Source organism: Mammaliicoccus sp. JADD-157, from assembly GCF_049310805.1.
Classification (GTDB): Bacteria; Bacillota; Bacilli; order Staphylococcales; family Staphylococcaceae; genus Mammaliicoccus; species Mammaliicoccus lentus.
Genome location: NZ_JBMOVZ010000001.1, coordinates 576,410 through 603,013, shown reverse-complemented (window position 1 = coordinate 603,013; position 26,604 = coordinate 576,410). Strand labels below are relative to the sequence as shown.

30 protein-coding genes and 1 pseudogene are annotated in these 26,604 nt (G+C 31.5%); 10 read left to right on the top strand and 21 right to left on the bottom strand.

Annotated features, from left to right (window positions below; translation table 11 throughout):
- Positions 1–130 precede the first annotated feature (130 nt).
- From ACO6VN_RS03090 to mnhG, 7 genes are read left to right on the top strand one after another with little or no spacing between them, the layout of a single operon-like run.
- Positions 131–2,542 (top strand): Na+/H+ antiporter subunit A, encoded by a 2,412-nt coding sequence (locus tag ACO6VN_RS03090; protein WP_194200951.1) that lies wholly within the window; start codon positions 131–133, stop codon positions 2,540–2,542.
- The gene (locus tag ACO6VN_RS03085) at positions 2,523–2,951 is read left to right on the top strand and encodes a Na(+)/H(+) antiporter subunit B (protein ID WP_017000050.1); all 429 of its coding nucleotides are present in this window, start codon (positions 2,523–2,525) and stop codon (positions 2,949–2,951) included. The genes ACO6VN_RS03090 and ACO6VN_RS03085 overlap by 20 nt, the downstream gene beginning before the upstream one ends.
- The gene (gene mnhC1, locus ACO6VN_RS03080; protein ID WP_194200952.1) at positions 2,951–3,295 is read left to right on the top strand and encodes a Na+/H+ antiporter Mnh1 subunit C; all 345 of its coding nucleotides are present in this window, start codon (positions 2,951–2,953) and stop codon (positions 3,293–3,295) included. The genes ACO6VN_RS03085 and mnhC1 overlap by 1 nt, the downstream gene beginning before the upstream one ends.
- Positions 3,285–4,778, top strand: coding sequence for a Na+/H+ antiporter subunit D (locus ACO6VN_RS03075; protein WP_422404214.1), 1,494 nt, complete (start codon positions 3,285–3,287; stop codon positions 4,776–4,778). Before mnhC1 ends, ACO6VN_RS03075 begins: the two co-directional genes overlap by 11 nt.
- A complete protein-coding gene (locus ACO6VN_RS03070) occupies positions 4,778–5,260 on the top strand; it encodes a Na+/H+ antiporter subunit E (protein ID WP_147641138.1) in 483 nt (160 codons plus the stop codon). Before ACO6VN_RS03075 ends, ACO6VN_RS03070 begins: the two co-directional genes overlap by 1 nt.
- Positions 5,257–5,547 carry a Na(+)/H(+) antiporter subunit F1 gene (locus ACO6VN_RS03065; RefSeq protein ID WP_017000046.1) on the top strand — a complete coding sequence of 97 codons (291 nt, stop codon included), beginning with the start codon at positions 5,257–5,259 and terminating at the stop codon, positions 5,545–5,547. The genes ACO6VN_RS03070 and ACO6VN_RS03065 overlap by 4 nt, the downstream gene beginning before the upstream one ends.
- The gene (gene mnhG / locus ACO6VN_RS03060; RefSeq protein ID WP_017000045.1) at positions 5,525–5,866 is read left to right on the top strand and encodes a monovalent cation/H(+) antiporter subunit G; all 342 of its coding nucleotides are present in this window, start codon (positions 5,525–5,527) and stop codon (positions 5,864–5,866) included. The genes ACO6VN_RS03065 and mnhG overlap by 23 nt, the downstream gene beginning before the upstream one ends.
- A 396-nt stretch (positions 5,867–6,262) precedes the next feature.
- On the opposite strand, the gene ACO6VN_RS03055 is transcribed toward mnhG, so the two are convergent.
- The 8 genes from ACO6VN_RS03055 to ACO6VN_RS03020 form a co-directional block, all read right to left on the bottom strand.
- On the bottom strand, positions 6,263–7,081 hold the full coding sequence (locus tag ACO6VN_RS03055) for an SDR family oxidoreductase (RefSeq protein ID WP_216683299.1): 819 nt from the start codon (positions 7,079–7,081) through the stop codon (positions 6,263–6,265).
- A gap of 260 nt (positions 7,082–7,341) precedes the next feature.
- Positions 7,342–7,713 (bottom strand): PaaI family thioesterase, encoded by a 372-nt coding sequence (locus tag ACO6VN_RS03050; RefSeq protein WP_017001034.1) that lies wholly within the window; start codon positions 7,711–7,713, stop codon positions 7,342–7,344.
- Positions 7,714–7,734: 21 nt separating this feature from the next.
- Positions 7,735–9,054, bottom strand: a complete 1,320-nt coding sequence (locus ACO6VN_RS03045; protein ID WP_082892526.1) for a Na+/H+ antiporter family protein — start codon at positions 9,052–9,054, stop codon at positions 7,735–7,737.
- A 175-nt stretch (positions 9,055–9,229) separates the two neighbouring features.
- On the bottom strand, positions 9,230–10,711 hold the full coding sequence (locus tag ACO6VN_RS03040; protein WP_194200954.1) for a leucyl aminopeptidase family protein: 1,482 nt from the start codon (positions 10,709–10,711) through the stop codon (positions 9,230–9,232).
- Between the two features lie 16 nt (positions 10,712–10,727).
- Positions 10,728–11,048: a YuiB family protein gene (locus ACO6VN_RS03035; RefSeq protein WP_017001037.1), complete on the bottom strand. Its 321-nt coding sequence runs from the start codon at positions 11,046–11,048 to the stop codon at positions 10,728–10,730.
- Between the two features lie 63 nt (positions 11,049–11,111).
- Entirely contained in the window at positions 11,112–12,326 is a 1,215-nt protein-coding gene (locus ACO6VN_RS03030; protein WP_194200955.1) for an NAD(P)/FAD-dependent oxidoreductase, read from the bottom strand.
- Between the two features lie 162 nt (positions 12,327–12,488).
- A complete protein-coding gene (locus ACO6VN_RS03025) occupies positions 12,489–12,848 on the bottom strand; it encodes a HesB/IscA family protein (protein ID WP_017001039.1) in 360 nt (119 codons plus the stop codon).
- A gap of 13 nt (positions 12,849–12,861) precedes the next feature.
- The gene (locus tag ACO6VN_RS03020) at positions 12,862–13,098 is read right to left on the bottom strand and encodes a YuzB family protein (protein ID WP_017001040.1); all 237 of its coding nucleotides are present in this window, start codon (positions 13,096–13,098) and stop codon (positions 12,862–12,864) included.
- Positions 13,099–13,250: 152 nt separating this feature from the next.
- Between ACO6VN_RS03020 and ACO6VN_RS03015 the strand changes: the two genes are divergently transcribed.
- Positions 13,251–14,315: an NAD(P)/FAD-dependent oxidoreductase gene (locus ACO6VN_RS03015; RefSeq protein ID WP_017001041.1), complete on the top strand. Its 1,065-nt coding sequence runs from the start codon at positions 13,251–13,253 to the stop codon at positions 14,313–14,315.
- A gap of 27 nt (positions 14,316–14,342) precedes the next feature.
- Here the strand turns inward: ACO6VN_RS03015 and ACO6VN_RS03010 are convergent, their stop codons facing one another.
- Positions 14,343–14,666 (bottom strand): YuzD family protein, encoded by a 324-nt coding sequence (locus ACO6VN_RS03010; RefSeq protein WP_194200956.1) that lies wholly within the window; start codon positions 14,664–14,666, stop codon positions 14,343–14,345.
- Between the two features lie 108 nt (positions 14,667–14,774).
- Between ACO6VN_RS03010 and ACO6VN_RS03005 the strand changes: the two genes are divergently transcribed.
- Positions 14,775–15,017 carry a NifU family protein gene (locus tag ACO6VN_RS03005; protein ID WP_017001072.1) on the top strand — a complete coding sequence of 81 codons (243 nt, stop codon included), beginning with the start codon at positions 14,775–14,777 and terminating at the stop codon, positions 15,015–15,017.
- A gap of 199 nt (positions 15,018–15,216) precedes the next feature.
- On the opposite strand, the gene dltD is transcribed toward ACO6VN_RS03005, so the two are convergent.
- From dltD to ACO6VN_RS02965, 8 genes are all read right to left on the bottom strand, one after another.
- On the bottom strand, positions 15,217–16,398 hold the full coding sequence (dltD, locus tag ACO6VN_RS03000; RefSeq protein WP_422404213.1) for a D-alanyl-lipoteichoic acid biosynthesis protein DltD: 1,182 nt from the start codon (positions 16,396–16,398) through the stop codon (positions 15,217–15,219).
- Positions 16,395–16,631, bottom strand: a complete 237-nt coding sequence (gene dltC, locus ACO6VN_RS02995; RefSeq protein WP_064205348.1) for a D-alanine--poly(phosphoribitol) ligase subunit 2 — start codon at positions 16,629–16,631, stop codon at positions 16,395–16,397. The genes dltD and dltC overlap by 4 nt, the downstream gene beginning before the upstream one ends.
- Positions 16,632–16,647: 16 nt before the next feature.
- A complete protein-coding gene (gene dltB, locus ACO6VN_RS02990) occupies positions 16,648–17,868 on the bottom strand; it encodes a D-alanyl-lipoteichoic acid biosynthesis protein DltB (protein ID WP_422404212.1) in 1,221 nt (406 codons plus the stop codon).
- Positions 17,865–19,325: a D-alanine--poly(phosphoribitol) ligase subunit DltA gene (gene dltA, locus ACO6VN_RS02985; protein WP_422404211.1), complete on the bottom strand. Its 1,461-nt coding sequence runs from the start codon at positions 19,323–19,325 to the stop codon at positions 17,865–17,867. Before dltA ends, dltB begins: the two co-directional genes overlap by 4 nt.
- A 15-nt stretch (positions 19,326–19,340) precedes the next feature.
- A complete protein-coding gene (locus ACO6VN_RS02980) occupies positions 19,341–19,484 on the bottom strand; it encodes a teichoic acid D-Ala incorporation-associated protein DltX (RefSeq protein ID WP_017001077.1) in 144 nt (47 codons plus the stop codon).
- Between the two features lie 251 nt (positions 19,485–19,735).
- The gene (locus ACO6VN_RS02975; protein ID WP_016999770.1) at positions 19,736–20,701 is read right to left on the bottom strand and encodes a 2-hydroxyacid dehydrogenase; all 966 of its coding nucleotides are present in this window, start codon (positions 20,699–20,701) and stop codon (positions 19,736–19,738) included.
- A gap of 21 nt (positions 20,702–20,722) precedes the next feature.
- Positions 20,723–21,490 carry a TIGR01457 family HAD-type hydrolase gene (locus tag ACO6VN_RS02970; RefSeq protein ID WP_135031236.1) on the bottom strand — a complete coding sequence of 256 codons (768 nt, stop codon included), beginning with the start codon at positions 21,488–21,490 and terminating at the stop codon, positions 20,723–20,725.
- Positions 21,477–21,920 carry a DUF86 domain-containing protein gene (locus ACO6VN_RS02965; protein ID WP_422404210.1) on the bottom strand — a complete coding sequence of 148 codons (444 nt, stop codon included), beginning with the start codon at positions 21,918–21,920 and terminating at the stop codon, positions 21,477–21,479. The genes ACO6VN_RS02970 and ACO6VN_RS02965 overlap by 14 nt, the downstream gene beginning before the upstream one ends.
- Positions 21,921–22,027: 107 nt before the next feature.
- On the opposite strand from ACO6VN_RS02965, the gene ACO6VN_RS02960 reads away from it, so the two are divergent.
- Complete coding sequence (locus ACO6VN_RS02960) at positions 22,028–22,297, top strand: DUF3055 domain-containing protein (protein ID WP_016999766.1); 270 nt, start codon at positions 22,028–22,030, stop codon at positions 22,295–22,297.
- 770 nt (positions 22,298–23,067) lie between these two features.
- Here ACO6VN_RS02960 and ACO6VN_RS02955 read toward each other — a convergent pair.
- The 4 genes and pseudogenes from ACO6VN_RS02955 to ACO6VN_RS02940 form a co-directional block, all read right to left on the bottom strand.
- Positions 23,068–23,433: pseudogene (locus tag ACO6VN_RS02955) on the bottom strand (YutD family protein); the annotation flags it as partial.
- Positions 23,434–23,445: 12 nt separating this feature from the next.
- Complete coding sequence (gene lipA, locus ACO6VN_RS02950; protein WP_016999764.1) at positions 23,446–24,363, bottom strand: lipoyl synthase; 918 nt, start codon at positions 24,361–24,363, stop codon at positions 23,446–23,448.
- A gap of 81 nt (positions 24,364–24,444) precedes the next feature.
- The gene (locus ACO6VN_RS02945) at positions 24,445–25,770 is read right to left on the bottom strand and encodes a bifunctional metallophosphatase/5'-nucleotidase (protein ID WP_422404209.1); all 1,326 of its coding nucleotides are present in this window, start codon (positions 25,768–25,770) and stop codon (positions 24,445–24,447) included.
- Between the two features lie 12 nt (positions 25,771–25,782).
- A complete protein-coding gene (locus ACO6VN_RS02940; RefSeq protein WP_064204444.1) occupies positions 25,783–26,604 on the bottom strand; it encodes a sulfite exporter TauE/SafE family protein in 822 nt (273 codons plus the stop codon).

The window sequence follows — 26,604 nt, the reverse complement described above, 5'->3', positions numbered from 1 at the left end:
AATATTTTTACGTGTTTCTTCATATTTAAAAATAACACAAAAATTCTGAAATATTGAAACGGTAGTGTTTTCAAGCTTTAAGATTATTGTGTATAATGATAACTAGGTATTTTCGAAGGGAGGTTATTTAATGAGTTTGATGCATATTATGATTTTATTACCTTTAATCTTTGCAATCGTTATACCCATAATATATCGATTTTACAAAGGCGTTCATCTAGGTTGGTTTGTTTTACCGATTCCCGTCATTATATTTATTTATTTTATGTCATACATAAATGTACCCGATTCGGACAAACCGTTTATTGTAATTTGGGATTTCATGCCCAGGATTGGAATGAACTTTGCCGTTCATCTAGATGGACTTAGTTTATTATTTGCATCACTTATTACTGGTATTGGAGCCCTTGTCGTACTCTACTCTATTACATATTTAAGTAAAAGTGAGTCTTTAGGGAATTTCTATTGTTACTTATTAATGTTTATGGGTGCAATGTTAGGCGTTGTTTTATCTGACAATTTACTCATGCTTTATTTATTCTGGGAACTTACTTCAATTTCAAGTTTCTTATTAATTGGTTATTGGAGAGATAAACAATCATCCATTTATGGCGCGCAAAAATCATTATTAATAACAGTATTTGGAGGATTAATGCTTTTAGGTGGGTTTATCTCACTTTATTTAGCAGGAAATTCGTGGAGTATTACTTCACTTATACAGAATGCTGACACGATACAATCGTCACCTTACTTCATTTTAGCTATGGTGCTTATTTTAATTGGAGCGATGACAAAATCCGCCCAATTTCCTTTCCACATCTGGTTACCAGATGCAATGGAAGCACCTACTCCTGTAAGTGCATACTTACACTCAGCTACAATGGTTAAGGCCGGCATTTATTTAGTTGCAAGAACAACACCAATATTTGCCATCAGTGGCGGATTTGTTTGGACTGTTACAGCAATAGGTTTAATCACACTATTTTGGGCATCATTTAATGCTGTAAAGCAGCAAGACTTAAAAGGGATACTTGCATTCTCTACTGTTTCACAGTTAGGTATGATTATGTCTATGCTAGGTATTGGTGCAGTTAGTTATCACTATTCTGGTGAATCAAGCCAATTATTTTTAGCGAGTATAATTGCTGCAGTCTTTCATCTTATTAATCATGCGACATTTAAAGGCGCATTATTTATGGTTACAGGTACGATTGATCATGAAGTTGGAACACGTGATATTAAAAAATTAGGTGGTTTAATGACCATCATGCCAATTTCATGCACATTTACGATTATTACAGCTTTAAGCATGGCTGGCGTGCCACCATTTAATGGCTTTTTATCTAAAGAACTATTTTTAACAGCAATGTTCGATGCACATAGTGCAGACGTATTTTCACTTTCAACTCTTGGTTATTTATTACCGATTGTTGCTATAGTAGGAAGTATTTTCACATTCGTTTACTCGTTCAAATATGTTCATGAAATTTTCTTTGGTGAATATAAACCCGAAGCTTTACCTAAAAAAGCTCACGAGGCACCAATTTTAATGCTTTTACCAACAGGTATATTGACATTACTAGTTGTTGTATTTGGTTTATTCCCAAATATTTTAAGCAATTCTATTATTGCACCAGCAGTAAGAGCAATTGCTCCATTTGCAAGTGAACCTGAAGTACATATTTCATATTGGCATGGTATTACACCAGCGCTAATCGGAACGATTATTGTCTTTGTTGTAGGATTTTTACTATTTAAAAATGTTCAAAAATGGCTTGGTGTTTATGATATACAACCTGAATACTTAACGTTTAATTATTATTACGACAGAGGTATTCAGCTTAGTTCGTATATATCAAACAAAATCACACAAAGTTATATGACAGGTTTTGTTAGATCTTATCTTATGTACATTTTTGCATTCTTTATTATTATCACAGCTCTAACACTATTTACACATCCTGTTAGTTTTGTATTTGATAATATAAGCAGTATTAGACCTTATGAACTTATTTTAATTGCTTTAATACTTATTAGTACTTTTTGTATCGTACTAGCAAAATCAAGATTATTCAGCATTATTATGCTTGCATCAGTAGGTTATTCTGTCGCATTATTCTTTGTATTTTTCGGAGCGCCAGATTTAGCGTTAACTCAATTATCGATTGAGACGATTTCTACTGCTTTATTCTTATTATGTTTCTACCACTTACCTAAGATGAGTAGGCATGATGAGGACCGTAAATTTAAATTAGGTAATTTCATTATTTCAATTTGTGTAGGTATTGGTGTCATTATTCTTGGCTTAATTGCTTACGGTAATAGACACTTTGATTCTATTTCACAATATTATAAAGATAATGTATACGACCTTGCTGCAGGTAAAAATATGGTAAACGTTATTCTTGTTGACTTCCGTGGCTTTGATACATTATTTGAATCTGCAGTATTAGGTATTGCCGGTTTAGGTATATACACATTAATTAAATTAAGAGATAAAGGTAAAGATGGAGGTGAAGAACATGAAGAAACAATCGAATGATGTATTCTTTCAGTTTAACGCCATTATCATCTTTCTAATTCTTATGATGTATGCCGTTTCTATCTTCTTTGGTGGTCATTACACACCAGGTGGTGGATTCGTTGGTGGTTTATTACTATCTTCAGCAGTCATCATCATTGGTATCGCATTCGATACTAAAACATTAAAAAAGATGTTTCCGTTTGATTTTAAAATTATAACAGCTACTGGATTGTTTTTATGTGTTCTAACACCTATCCTGAGTTGGACATATGGTAAGACATTCTTCACACATGCGTTCGGTGAATTACATTTACCAATCTTTGGTGAAGTACATTGGCATACTGCTATGATTTTTGATTTAGGTGTCTTATTAGCTGTTGTCGGTACGGCGATAACAATCATATTATCGATTGGAGAGAATGAATAATGGAAATATTAATGATTTTCGTTGCAGGTATTATCATTTCTGTATCAGTATACCTAGTTCTCTCTAAGAGTTTAATTAGGATTATTATTGGTACTACTCTACTTTCCCACGGTGTGCATTTAATGCTATTAACTATGGGTGGATTAAAAAAAGGCGCATTACCTATTGAAGAAGCAGGTATAAAAAGCTATGTAGACCCGCTTCCTCAAGCGCTAATTTTAACAGCAATTGTTATTTCATTTGCTGTTACTGCATTCTTCTTAGTTCTTGCTTTCAGAAGTTATAAAGAACTAGGAACTGATAATCTCGAAGAAATGAAGGAGGTACCGAAAGATGATAAGTAACATGATTATTGTACCTCTTGTCATTACTTTTTTAACTGCTGTAACATTGATTTTTGCTGGTCACAGACCATATTTAAAACGAAAAATCGTTTTAGTTGGATTTGTATTAGCGTTTCTAGTTAGTTTATATAATATCAACATGATTTATTTGTACGGGACACAAACATTAAATTTAGGTAGTTGGCCTGTCCCTTACAGTATTGTCATTTACGTTGATATGCTCAGCGCATTATTAGTAAGTGTCAGCTTATTAATAACACTAATTGTAATATTATATTCTCATCAGTCTATCGGATTGCATCGTGAAAAATATTTCTATTATTTTGGTATATCAATGATGGTAACAGGTGTTAATGGTGCCTTTATGACAGGCGACTTATTTAACCTGTTCGTATTCTTTGAAGTATTCTTAATGTCTTCCTACCTACTCTTAGTTATTGGAGGAACAAAGATTCAGTTACAAGAAAGTATTAAATACATACTTGTTAATGTATTAACTTCTGCATTCTTTGTAACTGGAGTCGGTATGTTGTATTCCATAACTGGAACTTTAAATATGGGAGACTTGCATGTTAAATTAGCAGAACTATCGAACACAGATTTAAACATCGTTGTCATCACTTTTATAATGTTTTTATTTGTATTTGCTACTAAAGCAGGTATGTTCCCATTATACTTCTGGTTACCTGGAGCTTATTATGCTCCACCGATACCTATCATTGCTTTATTCGGAGCTTTATTAACAAAAGTAGGTGTATACGCAATTATGCGTACATTTAGCCTATTCTATTCAGCAAATAGTGAATTTATTACTAACACTTTAATTGTATTGTCCATACTTACAATTATTATGGGTTGCATTGGTGCAATTGCTTATTATGATGTTAAGAAAATTATTATTTATAATATTATGATTGCAATAGGTGTAATTTTAATTGGCGCAGCTATGATGGACAAAACAGGTATGATAGGAAGTATTTATTACTTACTTCACGATATGATCATTAAAGCTGCTTTATTCTTATTAATCGGTATTATTATAAAAATTACTGGAACACCTGATTTAAGAAAATTCGGTGGACTTATACAGAATTATCCGGTATTAGGTTGGTTCTATTTCATTGCTGCCCTTTCATTAGCAGGTATTCCACCATTAAGCGGATTTTATGGTAAATACATGATTGTCATGTCGACCTTTGATAATGGTTATTATATAAGTGGTATCGTCGTACTACTTTCTAGTTTATTTGTTTTATATTCAGTAGTTCGTATTTTCTTAATGGCATTTTGGGGAGAAGAAAAAGGTTATACGTATAATCCAAAATTACCAATGAAGAAATTAATGATATCAAGTATCGCTATCACGATAATCGCGATATTATTTGGTCTTGGTGCCGACATGTTATATCCTTTAATTGAAAAAGCTGCTTTACCATTCTACAATCCTGAAACATATGTAAATGCGTTAGGAGGCGATTATTAATGGCTATACAAGTACTCATTAATGTTCTATTAGCTGCACTTTGGATGATGCTTTCAGAAACATACACATTTGGCGCATTTATATTTGGATATTTGTTTGGTATTTTATTCGTTTTAGCTGCTTTACCATTACTACCGGGTAAACATTTATATTTAAGACCAGTTTGGAAAGCGATAGTTTTAGCCGGTATATTCATGAAAGAATTAGTATTAGCAAATATAGATGTCATTAAAATTGTCATCCAAAAAGAAATAAAAAATGAACCCGCATTCTTTGCGTATCCGACAGAATTAAAAAAAGATTGGGAAATCACATTACTTTCTCAACTAATAACATTAACTCCGGGCACAATCGTAGTTGCAATTTCAGATGATCAAAAAACACTATATATTCATTCAATAGATTTTTCTGATATTGATTCAGAAATTAGTACTATTAAAGATTCATTTGAAAAAGCAATCAAGGAGGTGAGCGTACGATGATAAATATATTCGTAATTATTGCAATCATCATCGTCGCACTTTCTATGATAGGCATACTTACAAGAGTCATAATCGGTCCTACTTTAGCTGACAGAGTTATCGCTCTTGATGCATTAGGTATTACTTTAATGGCTATGATTGCTTTATTTTCCGTAGTGATGAATACAAGATATTTATTCGTTATTCTGTTATTAATAGGTATTTTAGCATTCTTAGGTACTGCAGCATTTGCGAAATTTATGGACAAAGGAGAGATCATTGAAAATGATAGAGACGATAATTATTAGTATTTCAATTATTATGATGGTCGTAGGCGCTTGTTTCAGTTTCTTTGCTGCGTTAGGTATTCTAAGATTGCCAGATGTATTCTCTCGAGCACATGCATCAGGAAAAGCTTCTACTTTAGGTGTCATGTTAATATTAACCGGTGTACTTATTTACTTTATCGGTAAAGAAGGCCACTTTAATGTTCAACTGTTGTTAGGCATTATATTCATCTTTATTACTGGACCATTAGCTGGTCACTTAGTAACAAGAAGCGCATATTATATGGGCGTCAAACCAACAGAACGAACAGTTAGAGACGATTTAAAAGACGCAAAATAAATACTTTTCTTAAAATAAAACCTCACAACCTTTGAGTTAAATCTCAGGTTGTGAGGTTATTTATTTCTGATTTTGTCAAAGTGTATGATAATTATATGAATTTGACTTTGCTAGACTCATTTCATGTGTTTATTACTTAATTAATCCAGCAAAATGAGCTCTTATTGGATTTTCGACTTACTTAATCCAACAAAATGCGCTTTACTTGGATTTTCGACTTAATTAATACAACAAAATGACTCTTATTGGATTTTCAGCTTAATTAATCCAACAAAATGCGCTTTACTTAGATTTTCAGCTTAATTAATCCAACAACATTCAATAACGTTTTAATCCAATATAAGAAGAGAGTCCGGTACATCTGTTAATGTGCCGGACTCTCTTTATTAATAATTTTTATTTCGTTGTTTCTTTCCAACTTTTATCGCTAAGCATATCGCCTGGCCAAGTATATGACATTACGCCACCATCAATTGTTATATTTTCACCTGTGATAAATGAACTGTCATCAGAGGCTAGGAATTGTACGAGTTTAGCTACTTCTTCTGGTTTACCTAATCTACCTAAAGGTGTAACCCATTTTTGATTTTCTCTAAATTCTTCGCCTGTTTGATCTTCTTTGCTACCTGCTAATTTGTCGATTAATGGTGTTTCTATCGTTCCAGGTGCTATAGAGTTTGCTCTAATATTTTCTCTACCATATTCAATCGCAATTGATTTTGTGAAGTTTACAATGCCACCTTTAGCAGCGTTGTAACCAGATCTATTTAAATCTGCAGCTAGTCCAGAGAACGAAGCTGTATTAATAATAGAACCGCCTTCTTCAAACATTAATGGCAACATGAACTTCGTAACAAGGAAAGTACCTCTTAAGTCCACATTCATTAAATCATCAAATACTTCTACAGGATATTCATGAATTCTTCCTGCTTTATGGTCAATCCCTGCATTATTAAATAATATATGAACTTTACCATATTGTTCTTTGATTTCATCTATTGCTTTTCTTACTTCATCTTCTTTAGAAATATCAACTTTCATTGAAGTGGCTTTATATCCTTCATCATTAATTTGTTTCACTGATTTTTCTAATTCATCGGATATATCCATACAAATAACGTCAGCGCCTTCAGAAGCTAGTTGTTTAGCTGTAGCAAACCCTATACCAGTACTAGCGCCTGTAATAACTGCAATTTTATTTTCTAATCTTTTCATAATTTTAATAACACTCCTTTAAAAGATGAATGAAATACAATTACTTTGAATTCTACATATCATCCACAATATTCATATACCCGTTTTTTAAAATAATAAAAAGTCTGAGACATAATTAATGTCTCAGACTCGTTTTTGTTATATTGGCAGTAGTTAACTGAATTAAAATTGAGCTTATACTAGACTTTTTCAATTCTAGTCAACCTTGCCGAGGCAGAACTACGAAATCTTTTTTAAATAAGATTTCTGTCTTGCTCTCTTTATTTTCTAATTTTTTTAATAGCGATAGTCGCTCTAATGACTGAAATTAACTGATTATCTTCATCTGTAACTTTAACATCCCACACTTGTGTTGTCTTACCAATGTGTAATGCTGTTCCTATTGCAGTTACAGTACCGCTTTGTACTGATTTAATATGATTTGCATTAATCTCTAAACCAAGTGGTATTTCATCTTCTTTAGAAGAAGCATTTGCTCCCATAGAGGCTGCAGTTTCTGCTAAAGCGATTGTAGCTCCTCCATGTAAATATCCAAATGGTTGTTTAACGTTATCGGTAACTGGCATTGAAATAGCAATATATCCATGTTTAACATCTAATGTCTTCATTTGAAGATGATCTAATAAATTCATATTTTTATCCCCCATTCACTACTATAATACCATAGCAGCAATGAAACCAAATATGATTAAAGGAATATTATAAATTAAGAAGTTAGGTATACACGTATCTCTAATGTGATCATGTTCCCCATCTACATTTAATCCTGCAGTTGGTCCTAATGTTGAGTCACTCGCTGGACTACCTGAGTCTCCTAATGCACCTGCTGTACCTATGACAGCTATAAGCGCCATTGCACTTAATCCTATTTCTTCACCAAATGGTATAAATAAACTTGCAATGATAGGAATTGTCGCAAATGATGATCCTATTCCTAACGTTACAACTAAACCTATTAAGTACATCATAATGATACTAAACGCTTTGTTGTCTCCTGTAATAGTCGCTAAACTCTTAACAAGCGCACCAACTTCATGTGTCTCATTCATAACACCTGCAAATCCATTTGCTGATAAAATTACGACACCGATATAAGCCATAATTTGAATACCTTCTACTAATTTAGCATCTAAGTCTCTCCATTTATATAATCCAGAGAAGAAGAAGATTAAAATACCTGCTAACGCACCGAATATCATAGATTCTGTAAAAGTCTGCACTATAAAAGTAGCTAAAATGGCAATAACCGTAACCACTAGAGGGTATGTTTCTAATTTTCCAATTTCTTCGTCTTCTTCGACTTTAATTTTTTTATATTTTCTAGGTTTCCAATATATGATGATGGCTAAAATTAAACCAAATACATATCCCATACTTGGAATGAGCATTGCTTTCCAAATATCATTAAAAGCAATATCAATATTTGTTTTTTCAAATGAATCAAAAATGATGGACTGGAATATGTGACCATATCCGTATGGTAATAATATATACGGGAAACATAGTCCAAAGCCAATTACTGTAGCAATAAGTCTTCTGTCCATTTCTAATTCATTAAATAAACTGATTAATGGAGGTATAAGAATTGGAATAAATGCAATATGAACAGGAATAATATTCTGACTCAATATTGAGATAACAAGTAAACTTGCAACTAAAATGATTTTTATTTTTACTCTGCTATCTTTAGAATTTTCCTTTTTCACTGATTGTATGATTTTTCCGACGATATAATCTGTTATACCGCTATATGATATTAAAGCTGCAAATCCACCTAATAGCGCGTATGATAAAGCAACTTCAGCCCCATCAACAATAGACGTTCCAAAAGTAGCAATCACTTTGTCTAGAGACATACCACTTAATAATCCGCCTACTAAAGCGCCAATAAATATACTTAATACTACATTTAATCTTAATAAACAAAGTATAATCATAATAATAACTGCTACTAACACTGCATTTATTTCCAAAAAACCCTCTCCTGTTCTTTAACTCTCTACCACGATAAAGTAAAATGATGAACTTATCATATCAGTTGATTGAAAACATGTCAATAACAGCTGCTTAATTCTAAATTTTCAGATAAATACTATAAAAAAATAACCCTGCTCGACAAATTAATAGAACAGGATTACTTTTTATAATTTATTTTATTTTATTTTTCAAAAAGTGAAGTACAGTAGGAATCATAGTACCAGTTGCACCTTTTGGTCCACGATAAGTATCTTTTTCTGTATCAGCAGAACCAGCAATATCAAAATGTAAATGAGGTACGTCTTCACTGAAATGCGTCACAAAAGCTGCTGCAAATAACGCTTTACCATGTTTATTTAAAACACAGTTTGTTAAATCTGCTACATCCGAAGATTGAATATCTTGCTTTTCTTCATCAGTAATTGGTAACTCAAAGCTCACTTCATTTGAATATTTAGAAGCTTCTTTAACTGCTTCTAAATATTGGTCGGCATCACTAGAGAATATACCTGTTTTACCAAGTCCTAACGCAGCTACAACAGCACCCGTTAGCGTCGCAAAGTTCATAATTAATTCTGGTTTGAATTGTTTAGCATAAGTGACACCGTCTGCTAGTACAAGTCTTCCTTCAGCATCGGTATTCGTAATTTCAACCGTTTCACCACTTAAGGATGTAAATACATCGTCTGGTTTCATAGCTTTATTAGATATCATATTTTCTGCTAATGGCAACACTGCTACAATATGAATTGGCAATTCTAAACGAGCTACAGCATTCATCATTGCAACTACATTACTAGCACCACTCATGTCATATTTCATTGAAGGCATACCTGTTTTTGATTTAATTTGGTAACCGCCAGAATCATACGTTACCCCTTTACCAACTAATGCTATTGGAGCATCAGCTGAACCTTTATATTCTAACGTTACTAACCTCGGAGGATTAATAGATCCTTTACCAACTGCGTCTATTAGACCGAAACCTTCTTCATTAATAGCTTGTTCATCTTTAATAGAAACTTCTACGTTCGTATCTTCAAAGTTTACTTTAATTTGATTAGCAAAATATTCAGGCGTCAATATATTTGGAGGTGTTTGAGAGAAAGTACGTGCTAAATTAATGCTATCTCCTAGCACTTCTCCTTGTTTGAAACTCGTTAAAATATCATCATTCGTTTCTGTTATAAACGTGACTTTAGTTTCAATTGGAGCAGATTTATTAGATTTATAATTATCAAAATTAAATACTGATTGTTGAGACATCCACCCAAGATGATATAAGCGTGATTCATTCGTGACATTTTGAGAAACGAATGTGTTATCTAATAAATTAACTTGTTCAATTTTATTCAAGCTTAAATAACGACTTAATTGACCGTAAATTTTTTGATAATCTTTCTCTTTGATTTCTTTTAAATTTCCTAAACCAACAGATATTAATTTAACAATTTGATTATCGATGATGACAGCAGAAGACGTAATTTCTCCTAATTCACTGCTTATAACTTGTTGTTTTTTCATATCATCTAATTGGTTATTTAATATGTTATTTACTTCATCAAAATTTTGCATTTGATTAAAATGACTCGGACAACCTATAACAATCGGATGATTATTTGTAGAATACTGTTTTTCAATTTGTAATTTCATATATATTTCCCCTTTTTTAAAACATTGAATAACCGCTTCTTCTTAAATTACGAATAACAAAACCAGCTACTATTGCGCCAACCCATCCAGAACCTAGCATTAAAATATCTGCAGTATGTATATGTGTTATTCCAGTTAATAACTTTGAAAATGCTGTAGAAGGATTAGTGAAATACATTGTTGTTGATATTTTATCAACGATAGCAAATATAACCAATGGATATAATATAACCATCAACCATGTTGTTTTTAGTAGCATGTTCAATATAAAAGCAATACCAAAGAATAATACGAAAAACAATGCCATTGATATAATGACTTGTGGTAAAGATATCATGGCTAACCTCCTTTAAAAAAAGAGACCCGCCTAATGCAGGTCTCTTACTTAATTATCTTGCAATTAAAATTTACCTTTTTTATAGGCTAAACCAAGTCCACCGATTTTGAAGATGGCACGAGTATCAATAACTTTTTTCATGAATGCTGCTTTTTTACCAGTGATTTCACGGCCCATAACAACACCAACACCATCACGGCTACCTAGAGAACAAACAGTACCTTTGTCATCGTAACTAAATGGTTCAGTTTTTTCACCATTGAAGATGTTTTTGATGTTTTCTGCTAAGTGTTCACCTTGTTGCATAGCAATTTGTGCTGTAGTTGGTAATGGACGTTTGTTGTCGCCTTCACCAACCATAACTGCTGAACAGTCACCAATAACGAAGATATCGTCATAGTTATCGATTGATAAGTCGTCTTTAACAACGATACGACCGCGTTTAACGCCATCAAATGATTCTTCCATTAGTTTGCTACCTCTAACGCCTGCAGCCCATATAGCAGTGTTAGCTTCTAATGTTTCTTCTTTATCATTTACTTTTACTACGAAACCTTTTTCGTTACAAGCAACGATTGGAGTTGAGATTTTGAATTCTACACCACGAGCTTCTAAGTATTGAACAACGTAATCAACTAATTCTTCTGAGAACATTGGTAACATTTTTGGTGCTGCTTCAACACAAGTGATTTTCACTTTAGATTGATCTACACCGTATTTTTTACATAACTCAGGAATACGCTCAGTTAATTCACCTAATAATTCAACACCAGTAAATCCTGCGCCACCTACAAGAATAGCTAAATCATTTTCATCTTTTTCTTTAGATGAAGCATAATTTGCAAATCTATCTTCTAAATGTTTCGCGATACGACGAGAAGTATTAATGTTTTCGATTTGAAGAGCATGTTCTTTCATACCTTCAATTCCGAATGTTTCACTTTCAAATCCTAACGCAACAACTAAAATGTCGTAATCAAATACACCATTTGATGTTTCAACATTTTTAGAATCTTTGTTAATTTTAGTTACTTCTGCTTTTACGAAGTTTACTTTGTTTCTATCAACTACTGAAGTTATTGGGTATAAAGCATCTTCATAATTTAACGTACCTGCTGAAGTTTCATGTAACCATGTAGCTTCATAGTGGTAGTCATTTTTGTTAATAAGTGTAAGCTCAACATCTTGGTTAGAAACTAATTTTTGTAATTTAGTTATAGTTTGTAAGCCTGCATATCCTGCCCCTAATACAAGAACTTTTTTGCGTTCAAATCCCATTATTTTCACCTATACTTTCTAAATATTGTTTGACACCTGAAGGGATGTCGTGTCACTTTGTGTTTTTTGTCACAAGCAATTCTAATACTCTTTACATACAAAGTATATTGTATATTTTTATCAATATAATTTCAAGTGTCACACACTATTAATATTAAGGGATTAACAATTCTCTGGTGTACCTGTTACAGTTTTAGTTTTGAATGAGCTTCCGCAACCGCATGAAGCAATTGCATTCGGGTTTTCAATAGAGAATCCGCCACCCATTAATGATGTTTTGAAATCAATTGTAGTGCCATTTAAAATTGGTGCATCTTCTTTGTCTACTAAGACTTTCACACCATAAAATTCTAATTCCATGTCATTTTCAGATGGTTCTTCTTCTGCTGACATTCCGTATGATAAACCTGTGCAACCTCCACCTTTAACAGAAACTTTTAAGTAACCGTCTGGCATACCATTACTTTCCATCATATCCTTAACTTCATATGCTGCTGCTTCAGTTAAAATTACTGTTGACATAATTTATTCCTCCTTAAAAAATCCAATTTTCTTCTATATGACTATATATATTTTCTAGTAATTCTTCCGGTGTCTCGCCCTTGACCATATCGCCATTTACTAATGCATATAACCCTCTTGCACATGGTCCACAATTTTGTAGACAACCATATTCTAGTACGTCTACATCTGGATCATTGTCGAGCTTGTTAAACACTACATCAGCGCCTTTAGCCAAGTTTGATATACAAAATTCGACAATCGGGTTCAATGTATTCACCTACTCACTTTCGTTTCATTATCTATTTTAACATTCATTGTAGTTTATGCCAAAAACGATTATACTAAATGTATACTTATATATTATAAAATATATACATACAAATTTATAGAAATTTGATTTATGGACAAAGGAGAATAACGATGAAAAGCTTAGTATTATTAGGGGGCGGATACGGTAATATGCGTTTGATGAAGGAAATTATCCCTAACGCTTTACCTTCCGATTATTCAATTACGCTGATTGATCGTATGCCATTTCACGGTTTAAAAACTGAATTTTATACTTTAGCAGCAGGTACAAAACCAGACAAAGAAATTCGAGTAAATTTTCCAAATGACAAGAAAATCAATACCGTATATGGGGAAATTACAGATATTGATTTAGACAATCAAATTATTTCTGTAGGAGACACAAGAGTCGACTATGATGAACTTGTAATTGGTCTGGGTTGTGAAGATAAATATCACAATGTTCCTGGCGCAAAAGAATACACTCACAGTATTCAAACTATCCAAAATGCACGAAAAACGTACCAAGCAATATTTGACTTACCAAGTGGTTCTACTGTTGGGGTTGTGGGAGCCGGTTTAAGCGGCATTGAATTAGCAAGTGAACTACGTGAGAGCAGAGAAGATATCAAAATTAAATTATTTGATAGAGGTGCAAGAATTCTCCCAGCATTTCCAGAAAAATTAAGTAAATTCGTAGAAAAATGGTTTGCTAAACATAATGTTGAAGTCATTCCTGAATCAAATATAACCAAGGTTGAACCGGGTAAATTATACAATAACGATGATGCTCAAGACATAGATTTAGTAGTTTGGACTGCTGGTATTCAACCAGTAGAAATCGTTCGAAATTTACCGGTCGATACTAATGACGGCCGTAGAGTTATCGTCAATCAATATCATCAAATTCCGACATATCCAAATGTATATATTGTTGGTGATTGTGCAGCTTTACCACATGCACCGAGTGCATATTTAGCAGAAATACAAGCTGATCAAATTGCTGAAGTAATGAAACTAAAATGGGCAAATAAACCATTACCAGAAAAAATGCCAGAACTTAAACCACAAGGATTTGTGGGCTCATTAGGAGAAAAACAAGGCTTTGCCTACTTAATGGAACAGACTGTTACCGGTCGATTAGCAAGAGTTATTAAGTCTGGTGTTCTATGGTTATATAAATATCATAACGGATAAGAAAAGTAGCAGAATTCTGCTACTTTTTTATTTCTCATCCAAGTGTTCATCTATGAATTTTGTAATGGGTTTGAGTTGAATATAACCATCTGCAACTAATTCATCATTGATTGTAACAAGCGGATAAAATAATTCATCTTCTTTTATTCTTTCAATGAATTGTTGATCATGATCGGTTAAATTTTCAGTTTGTTTCATAAAATCAATATACGTAAATTCGAAGTCTATATGATTATATTTTCTCCCTAGTATAGCTTGCAACCATTCATAAGTGTCTTTTGATGAGGGTGCGTTCACACAACTGGCACAAATAACATCTGCACCATATACGACAATACTTGCTTTGGACATTTATAAAATCCTCCTAGTTCCATAAATAGATTTTTTACGTTATTTCTATTATAATAGATTAATAAGATTAATGTATCTAATAACACTTGATGAGAGGAGTATTAATATATGACTACCGAACAACAAACAATGTTTGATCAAGTTAGTGATGTACTTGAGAAATTAAGACCATTCTTATTAAGAGATGGTGGCGACTGTGAATTAGTAGACGTGGATGATGGGATTGTTAAATTACGCCTATTAGGAGCTTGTGGTACTTGCCCAAGTTCTACTATTACATTAAAGGCTGGCATAGAGCGTGCTTTATTAGAAGAAGTACCTGGTGTCGTTGAAGTCGAACAAGTATTCTAACTTAATCATAAAATAATGAACCTAAATATATAAGACATCTATAGAGAGTCAAGGATTTATCCATTAGAATATCTAATGGATAAATCCTTTTTTAATTTCAAGCTTTCAAAATATTTTTTAAATAAAAAAACAGTAGAAATTCAATATTTATAATGAATTTCTACTGTTTTTGTAGTGATAATTATTTCTGTCTGAATTATTAATTGTATTTTCTACTCACATTTTCGTTGTATTCTCCGTTTATATGATTCAACATTTGCTCATTAATATAAACCCAACCTTTCCATCCAATATGGACTGCATCAGTGATTACATAAGGTTCATATTCTTTGTCAGTTAAATCATAAACTTTCATATTATTCGAAGTGATTGTATGATTTATTTTTTGATATACCGCTTCTCTCTTCATTTTATCAACGTGTATATGATCATACCATTTACCGTTAGCAGGTATAACAATAAATAAAGAATCTGCTTTTGCTTCTTTCAATGTATCTATTAACAACTGTAAATCATCAAATTCTACTGAGTTTTTATTAAATTCATAACTTCGATTAAAACGTTTCCTTTGTTGTTTTAATAAACTCCAATATTGATCGTTCATACCAAATTTATTAGAGGTTGAATTTTGCTCACCATATTGAGAAGCATATAATTTCATTGTTTCCCAATCCATTTTTTGAAAATGTTTATTGTGCGAGTGCTGTAAAGGTGATTTTTCTTTACCAAAAAGAGATTTCAATGCATCATGCTTTTCATGAATACTGTATTCAAAATTATTCATGAAAGTGCCTTCTTTATATTGATGATTTTTCGATTTAATAATAGATTTTAAATAAGGATCAGATTTTAATTGTTTAAATTCTATCAATCGTTTAGCAAATCTATTCTTTATTTCAGGACTTAATGTTTCACTAACAAATAAATGATCTGCTTGTAATGGAGAGAATCTCGCACTAAAATTATCGTTAGTTAAACCATAATTCGTAAACCATTGAGGTGAAATAATAATCGCTAATTTTTTCCCTTTTAGGTTATGAGATTGGCTCCCAATATTTACAGCATGAATCAAGTCAGTAGACCCGCCTGTACCAATTAAATAAGGTTTGAGTTTAGCATTTTTATCATTCAGTATGTACGCAGGATGAAATATATCTTGTTTCTCTAATTCACTAGAACCAAAAATGGGATAGTATTTTCTACTTTGTAACATTTCAGTTTGCGAGTGTACACCTTTTAATATTGAATCATTTAATGAGGTAGCCTCTTTATTGATATTTTCATTTTTTGAAAACGAAGAAAACCATTCTACTGGCATTAATAGAAATAGACCAAACAGTATACCACTAAAAATTAATGGTAATATTAGCTTTATTTTCATTGTAATTCCTTAAGCACTTCTATGATTTTATTTGGTGTTGCCCACTCATCTCTATCAAAATCAGTAATTGTAACGTCAATTCCTAAATTATTTTGAATTTCTATTAATAATCCAACTGTAGCGAATGAATCAATTATACCTTCGTCGAATATTGCAATATCTGGATTTTCTTTAACAATATCATTTTCTGCAACTTCTGCTAATATATCTAAAACTTTTTCTTCAAAACTCATAATTTAACTCCCTTTTTTAATGTATTAACTTTCCTGAGAATAATAAAAATCCAAATGCAACACTATGGAATGTAATTAGTATCGCTATAAAATTGGTTACTTTATTATTAAATTTAGGTGGATGTTTTTTTCGCCATTGTTCGTAATAGCCATAACCTATGAACAACATTGCGTGATATAAACCATATAGTATGTAATTTATTTCAATTCCATGCCACACACCCATAATTGCAAAGTTTAATAAAAATCCTAAATTAGAAATAAGCAATTTATCTTTAATTAGTTTCTCTTTTGAAACAAAGAATACAAATCTCATATAAACGCAATCTCTAAACCAGAATGACAAACTCATATGCCATCTATTCCAAAAATCTTTAATATTCTTAGATTGAAAAGGTTTATTGAAGTTGACAGGTGTTTGAATACCGAACATATAGCTAAATGCGATAGCGAATAAGCTATAACCAGCAAAATCAAAGAATAAATAAAAACTATAACCATACATATAAAATAAGTAATTTAAAAACGTATGATCTGTCTCAATTGGTATCGTTTTTAAGACTAATTCATTTATATAAAATGCAATAATATATTTATATAAAAATCCCATAAATACCAAATGGATAGCTTTGATTAACTGATTATAATATTCCTCACCTGATGGAATTTTATTTTCATCTTTAATAAATCTTTTGTATCTATCAATTGGTCCTGATGAAATAGTTGGAAAGAAAGTGATAAAATCTATTAATTTTAATACTTCTATTGATTTAATTCTTTTATCGCGTATTTCCATTATTAATTGGACTGTCTTAAATGTGATATAAGAAATCCCTAAGAAACCTATAAATTCTATCACTTTATTTCCATGTATCGTTATTTGATATTCACCTAGCCAACTACTTTGAAGTACTTTAACGAGTATTAAAGGTAATATTGATAGAAATACCATAAAAGCAAACATCTTAAATTCGTTTACTTTTTTAGTGATATTAATGTAACTTTTTATTAACAGCACTTGATAAATAACATATAAAGTAAAGAAAATAAGTTGATAGCTCAAATACTTATTATCAAATATATTCTTATTATCGTCTGAGAAAATAAGAACGAGCATAACAATTGTGATGAACCTATTATATGTAAGACTTCTTTTACCAATTAACCCTAGTATTATGACTGGTAACATCAACAATAAAGTAATAAAGAAATAAGTAAAATCGCCATATGGAATCATGATTCTAACTCCTCTAATACTTTATTTCGATTTAATTTACCATTTGGTGTTAACGGTAAATGATTGGTAAATTTAAACTTTCTAGGAATCATATACTCTGGTAAATGTTGTTTAAGTTCTTGTTTCATCTTGTGTATTAATTCCATATCACTTTCAAGGCTTTTTTCTAATAAAACAACCGTCGCATATAAATACTGAACTTTCTCACCTTTTTTAATTGGTGATACAACAGCTTGCTTAACTTGTGGCAAACGTTCTAAAATTAATTCTATTTCTTCTAATTCCATGCGATATCCATTAATCTTTATTTGAAAATCTATTCTACCTTGTATGAACCAATAACCTTCTTTATACTCTGCTTTATCTCCTGTGTAATAATGTCTTGTATCGCCTTCAATTCTAAAAGCTTTTTCATTTTTTTCCTTATCTTTTAAATAACCTTTACTAACACTTCTACCACTAATAATGAGCTCTCCATTATCGGCTAATTTAAGCTCTGAATGTTCCCTTACTTTCCCAACTGGTAAAGGGTTAAATGAATCAAGTATATCTTGAGTTATTTGTATACTCGTCGCTGCGACTGTAGCTTCTGTTGGACCATATGTATTGTAAACAGTTGCTTCTTTATATTTCTCTATAAGTTTTTGAGCAGTTTTGTGACTGAATATCTCACCACAGAAGAAAAATTGTTTTAAGTTAGGATACGTATTATCGTCAAACTCTGGTAACAATAAACACATTTCAACAAAAGATGGCGTAGAGACCCAACTCTCAATATGTCTATCATTTAACATTTCATAAAGTTCTCTTGGTTTCTCAATCATTTGTTTATCAACAAGCTCTAGAGTACCACCTGACATTAAGCATGGATAAATTGCCATTACAGATAAATCGAATGAAAATGGTGCTTGGTTCAGCCATTTCTTACCTTCACCTAATTGATTGAGTTTTAGCATCCATTCAGTAAAATCTAATAAACTATCATATGTAATCTGAACGCCTTTAGGTAGCCCCGTGGACCCCGAAGTAAAAATCGTATAAACAATATCTGTCATCTTCAATTGTTTAGTACCTTCGAGGTTAATAGATGCCTCTTTACATTCATTTACAGTTATTTGTTTAATATTCATTTTATCTAATAAAATTTCAGTAGTATTGAATACATACTTTGGTTCAACTTTATCTATAATGTGTTCTATTCGTTCTTTAGGTATGGAAGTATCAATTGGAACGTAACCTATACCCGCTTTAATACTTGCTATCATACCTACAATCATAAATGGTGACATATGACCATAAATTACAAGAGGCTGAGATGTATCTTTTAACAAAGTTGCTAATTTACTTGAATAAATATCTAAATCTTTATATGTCATCATATTATTTCTATAGCAAATCGCTTCATTATCACCATGATTATCGCTCATGTATGATAACTGTTCTATGACGTCTCTCATAAACATACTCCTTTACTAAAACTCATTGTAAATGAAATTATTGCTCGCACTTCCACCAGCATAAATCCAAAATAAAATAAGCATGATTAGGAAATAGAAAATGGTTAAACTAAATAGTTTAAAATTCTCAGAGTTAATAAATTCTCTAATTTTTTCCATTGATAATCTCCTTTTGTTTTTATTCTATTTTTATATTATATGTATAATCAAGATTTTTATCAATCAAAATATGTAAAAAACTTGAATTAAAAGGAAGATTATTGGATATGATTACATCGTTTTTAAAGGTTTAAATAGCTTTAAAGCGCTAAATATAAAGGAACTTATATTATTAAAATTTTCCAATTGTTATAACATAAAAGCAGAGGATATTCTTATTGATTTAAGAATATCCTCTGCTTTTATTTAAACTATTTATTAACCGGTGTAATTGGTGAATCTCCATTTATAATTTTTTCTGCGTTATCAACGCAAAGTTGAACCATATTATTTCTCGTTTCAATTGAACTACTACCTATGTGTGGAACAACAATAATTTCATCCATATTTAAAAATGGGTGGTCATTTGCTATTGGCTCGTTTTCAACGACGTCTAATGCTGCTCCACGAATTTCATTTTGTTTAATAGCTTCAATTAAATCCGATTCGATGACATGTCCACCTCTACCAATATTTACAAAGATAGCTGATGATTTCATCTTACTGAAAGTTTCTTTATTGAATTTACCTTTTGTTTCCTCTGTTAAAGGTGCTGTACATACAACGAAGTCGCTTTCTGTCAATAAATCATCCATTGATTTATATGTTACACCTAATTCTTGTTCGGCTTTTTCTTTTCTGGAACGATTATGATAAAGAACATTACAGTTAAAACCTTTTAACCTTCTAGCAAATGCTTCACCTATTGATCCCATTCCATATACCCCAACTGTAGAACCATGAATATCCTGACCAGCTAACAAGTAAGGTCCCCAACTTTGCCATTTTCCATCTTTTACGTATTCTACCGCTTCAACAATTCTTCTGGCAGCTGTTAACATTAGTGTGAATCCTAATTCAGCCGTTGTTTCAGTTAATACATCAGGTGTGTTCGTAACAATTACACCTTTACTTTTAGCTAGTTCAAGGTCGATGTTATCATAGCCAACTGCTAAATTTACAACACCTTTAACATTCGTAGCAGAATCGAAAAATGATTGATCGATTTTTTCACTAAGAGTGGTAATGACAACTGTAGCCTCTTTAGAACGTTTTAAAAATTCTTCTCGGGGCATTGGTTCTAACTCACTATCCCAAACATCTACTTCAGCAAATTGCTTCATTTGATCTATGAACTCTTGAGGTAATAATCTTGCAACTAATATTTTATCTCTCATTCTTCTCATCTCCTAAACAATTTATTCAATAATTTCTAGTAAGTTTTTAATACTATAAGTAGGCAACACTTCTTTTCTCTGAATTTCTTCAAATGTTGTAACACCCGTATGAACATGTAATGTATCTATACCACTATTAATACCAGCTAAAATATCAGTATCATAAAGATCACCTATCATGATACATTCTTCTTTAGCATGACCAATTTTTTCTAATGCTTGTTCCATAATAATAGTTTCTGGTTTTCCTATAAATATAGGTGTTTGGCCAGTTGATACACTCACTACGCTCGTTAAAGAACCGTTACCTGGAAGAAAACCTCTTTCTTTCGGAATAGAAACATCTTTATTTGTTGAAATAAATTTAGCACCATTACGAACTGCAAGACAAGCTACAGTTAACTTCTCGTATGTAATTTCTTCATCTAATCCCATTACAACATAATCAACATGCTCATCATCTTTAACAATTAATCCGGCATCATTTAGTGACTTTCTAAGTCCAGTGCCACCTACCATATATACAGTTGCACCAGGAGATTCTTCACTAATATATCCAGCTGTCGCCATAGCTGTAGTAATCACATGCTCACTAGAAGTATGAAAACCTATTTCATTTAATTTTCCTGCTACTTCTTCAGGTGTCTTTGAAGAATTATTCGTAACAAATAAGTAGTCTTTATCTTCTTTATTCAAATAATCTATAAATTCAATGGCACCTTCAATAACTTGTGAACCTTTATACATCGTGCCATCTAAATCTATTAAATAACCTTTATAATCTTTCATTCTTATCTCCTTCTCCAAATGCAGTTACGGCTACATTTTCATTCTCTAAAAAGTTTTTCGTATCAACAATAGACTGCTTATAAAAAGGTACTGCTTTTTCAAAACCTTTTCTTAATTCATCGTGGTTAATTGATTCATAATTACGTGTTAATTCTTTTCTAAAATCAATTGAGTTTCTGATTTCTTCTGCAGTTGTAGGTTGGAATACTTTTTCTAATTCCATAATATCAATGACATCTTTGTAATTACCCGGATCTCTTAAAATAAATGCATCGATAATTAAATTACCTATATCTACCACAGATTCAATCATCATGTGAGCGATTCTTTCTAAAGCATATTTTGAATTTTTTTCTGTTTCAAAATCTTGTGTAAGTTGTTCTAAATATTCTAATTTAAGATTAAGTGTTTTAATATCTACAAAATACATGTAGATCCCTCCTATTCATCTATTATGATATCATAATTTTGAATTGTAAGGCATTGCTCTGTATACTAATAAGATAAACGAAGCTTTAAAATAAAGGAGCCATAACAATGATAGAAATGTTTTTATATGACGACCAAAGCGAAGCAAAAATTCAGTTCGTAGGTTTTGTAGGCGAACATAGTCGATATGATTTAACTTTAATTTATACAGATCGTCATTTCGGTAAGACAATCGTATTAAACACACAAAATAATACTTTTGGCATAATTGGTAAAGACGATTTAGAAGAAGAAGGTTATATCAGTCATGTTTTAGGTTTATCAGAAGAAGAAGGCGAAGAAGTAACAGAGTATTTACATGAAGTAATTGATATATAATTAAAAAAGTTTTTGATAAAGATTAAAATAATAAACAAAATTAGCTTTTTCTATTAAAAGTTCCATAAAAAATAAGAGTCTGGGACATAAAGATGTCTCACCCTCTTATTAGATTTTCTATCACATTAATCCAACTAACCATACTCTTATTGGATTTTCTATCACATTAATCCAACTAAACATACTTTTATTGGATTTTCTATCACATTAATCCAACTAAACATACTTTTATTGGATTTTCCATCACGTTAATCCAACTACACGCCCTCTTATTGGATTTTCCATCACGTTAATCCAACTACACGCCTCTTATTGGATTTTCTATCTCATTAATCCAACTACACGCCCTCTTATTGGATTTTCTATCTCATTAATCCAACTAAACATACTTTTATTGGATTTTCCATCACGTTAATCCAACTACACGCCCTCTTATTGGATTTTCTATCTCATTAATCCAACTAAACATACTTTTATTGGATTTTCTATCACGTTAATCCAACTAAACATACTTTTATTGGATTTTCCATCACGTTAATCCAACTACAATAAAAAAATATTACTGTCCTTATATAACGAAACAAGCTGGGACATAAATAAATGTCTCAGCTTGTTATTTTTTATAAATAATCTTTCAAAGTATTTTTGCTAATAATTGTTTCTTCAACAATTTCTATTTGCTCTTCGTTCTCTACTTCTACTTTGATTTCTTCTATTTCAGTTTCTTCTGTTTCTATTTGGTGTGCTTTGTTTTCAGATTTACTATTTTGTTGTATTGTTGGTTCAATTTTCACATTATCCAATTTACTTTCTTCATCAACAAATTCAGCATCTTCTGCTGTTAACTTTGTAATTTCTCCTTTAGACAATCGTCTTAAGACAAAATATTTACAGCCAAAGTTACAGTATTCAAGTAAATAATCTTGTATAGATGAAAATCGTTTATTGGCATCACTTTTCTTATTAGAATCATAATAAAAGCCTTTTAAGCGTAGTTGCTCGTATCCATAATCACCGACTATAAAATCATATTTATCTAAGATTTCAGAATAACGCGCTGCAAATCTTTCTTCATCGAATGATTTTTGGTCATCTTTTATTATTTCAAAATAGTCTTGTCCTATTTTAGTTAACATTAAATCACCTTATTAGTTATTAAGTGCTTGTTCACCTAGTATATGCTTTCTTTTAGCTGCTTCATTAACTTGCTCATCAGCATGATAAGAACTACGCACCATTGGGCCTGCTTGACAATGTTTAAATCCTTTTTCCATTGCTACTTTTCTAAGTTTACCAAATTCTAAAGGTGTATAATATTTTTGAACTTTTAAATGTTTACGAGATGGTTGTAAATATTGTCCAATCGTCATAATATCTACATCATTTGCACGTAAATCATCCATAGTTTCATATATTTCTTCGACAGTTTCACCTAAACCAACCATTAAGCTTGATTTAGTAGGAATATCTGGATACATTTCTTTAGAACGTCTTAAAAATTCTAACGTACGATCATATTTAGCACGCGCTCTAACTCTTGGTGTTAAACGTCTTACTGTTTCAATATTATGGTTTAAAATATCTGGTTGAGCAGCCATTAGCGTTTCAAGTGCTTCATAGCTACCTCCCATATCTGATGGTAAAATTTCAATAGTAGTATAAGGATTTAATTCTCTTACTTTACGAACTGTTTCTGCATAAACATTTGAACCTGCATCTTTTAAGTCATCTCTAGCAACTGCTGTAATAACAACATGCTTTAAATTCATCAATTGAACAGATTCTGCTACACGTTGTGGTTCTTCTAAATCAAGTTCATTCGGTAGACCAGTTTTAACAGCACAAAAACGACAAGCTCTTGTACACACTGCTCCTAAAATCATAAATGTAGCGGTACGTCTTTCACCCCAACATTCATGAATGTTTGGACATTTTGCTTCTTCACAAACAGTATGAAGATTCTTTTCTCGCATCATTTTTTTCAAGCCAGTGTAGTTTTTGTTAGTGTTTAACTTAATCTTTAGCCAATCCGGTTTACGTAATATTTCTTCATTTTTAGTAGCCATATACGTGAACACCCTTCTATTAGTATTTTCATCTTCGTACATTATACCGAAAATAGTTACAAATGAAAATCCCATTTACATTTACTTTTCAATTTGTAATAATTTTTGTTCAAAAATATTTCTTAAGAACTCTGGCATAATATAATTTATTTCCATATCTTTCAGTATAGGGAAATATCTTCCAAATGTATACATATCGATTGTGCCCAATTTATAATATTGATTATCTTGAACTTCTTCGCCTTTTACAAAACATTGTCCTGTCGACTCAATGTAGCCGATATTTTTAAATACATATCCTCCAAATATATCTCCTCTAAATCCAAACCCAATTGCTACTTCATCAATATAAGATTGTTCCATCGCTTTATATATGATTTGTTTGAGTTCAGTCCCTTTGAGGTCAATCGTAGCTGTATTAATAGGATGAGGTAACATTTGATGAATATCAAATTCTGTCAATTCATTACCAGACTTCTCTTTCACTATAAGGCCTGCATTTATAATCGCACAGTCTGCTTCAGTAAATTCTAACACACTTTCACAAAGCAAATCTGTTGTATAACTTGCACTATTTAACCTTCTCGGCAAAGAAAAACTTCTATTTAAAACTGGTCTATTGAGCAAGGTTCTGCCCTTTTCTTCATAATCATTATTAACGTGTTCTAATCCATCACTATTTAATATATGTGCTTCTTTTTTTATAATTTTTCTATTTTTTATTTCTAAATCTACTTGACCTACATAATGTCCGTACTTTCCAGCGGCAGCCATCAACACGCCATTCTTCATTTCACCATTTTCAAAATAGTGATGTGTATGCGCTCCGAAAATAATATCGATTTCAGGACATTCTTCACATAATTGCTCATCAAAGAATATGCCAACATGACTAAGAACCAATAATACGTCATAATTCCCTTCAACTTGAGCTATTTCATTTTTTAAAGCAAGTAATGGCGTCGTGACTTTCCAGCCTAGAGTTTCATAAAAATGATTAAAAGGAGCAGTCAAACCTATCATGCAGATTTTTAATCCGTTCACTTCTTTAATAATATGTGAAGTGATCTTACGTGGTAATTCACCTTCAAAATCAAATAAATTACAGCATGTTATATCAAATTTTGCATCATCGTATAATCGATTTAATGCATCATGAGAAATAGTCATACCCTCATTATTACCGATAGTCGCAACATCAACTCCGCTATCGTTTAATATTTTTACGTTTTCTGTACCTTGTGAAGCTTCAGTTAATGGATGAAATAAATCTATATGATCACCAATATCAATGTATATCGTGTCATGATTAATGTTTTTTCTTTGTGTTTTAATGTACTTAGATATTTTAGCGTATGTATCTAAATGGCTATGAATATCGTTCGTATGGAATATCGTGAGTTTCACAAGTTCAACTCCTTAAAGAATACTTTTTATAATCAAATATATACCTAAAATTAACATCGTAAATCTCAAAATTAAAACAACTGTATCTGATTTAATTTTACTATTAATTCTCACGCCTATTTTGGCTCCAAAATAACTAGAAATAATCAATACAATCGCGTGGACCCATAATACGTTTCCTTGAACAACGTGACTGACTGAACTAGAAAAACTTGAGAAGAAAATCATCATCATACTTGTTCCTACAGCTACATGTGGTGGGAACTTAAATATAATAATCATAAGTGGCGTCATTAAAGCACCACCACCTATTCCAAATAAACCAGTTGTTATACCTACAATAAATGAAGAAATAATTGCTACAACTGGTGGAATACCATATCGATGTTCTTCTCCATAGCGATCTGTAAATGATTTCATATATTTCTCTTGTTGAAAATATTTAATAGGTTTAACGCTATTTCTAATCATCAAAATGATAGAAATAATAATAAGAAATATACCGAAATATAAATTAAATGAATCTAACGTTAAATATCTACTTATATATGCACCAATTAGCGCACCAGGAATAATACCTATTAAAAATATTAAACCATTTTTAACATCTACTTGCTTTGTTTTTAAATAACCTAATGTAGCTGTTAATCCTGTAGTAATCAGAATTACTGAAGAAGTACCAATTGCTCTTTGAGGTGTCATTCCAGATAAAAGTTGATGGTCTATACCAAAATAAACAAGTGAAGGTACTATAATAATACCCCCACCGATGCCTACTAGCGCACCGATAATTGCTGATAAAGCACCGATTAATATTAATACAATATATGCCAC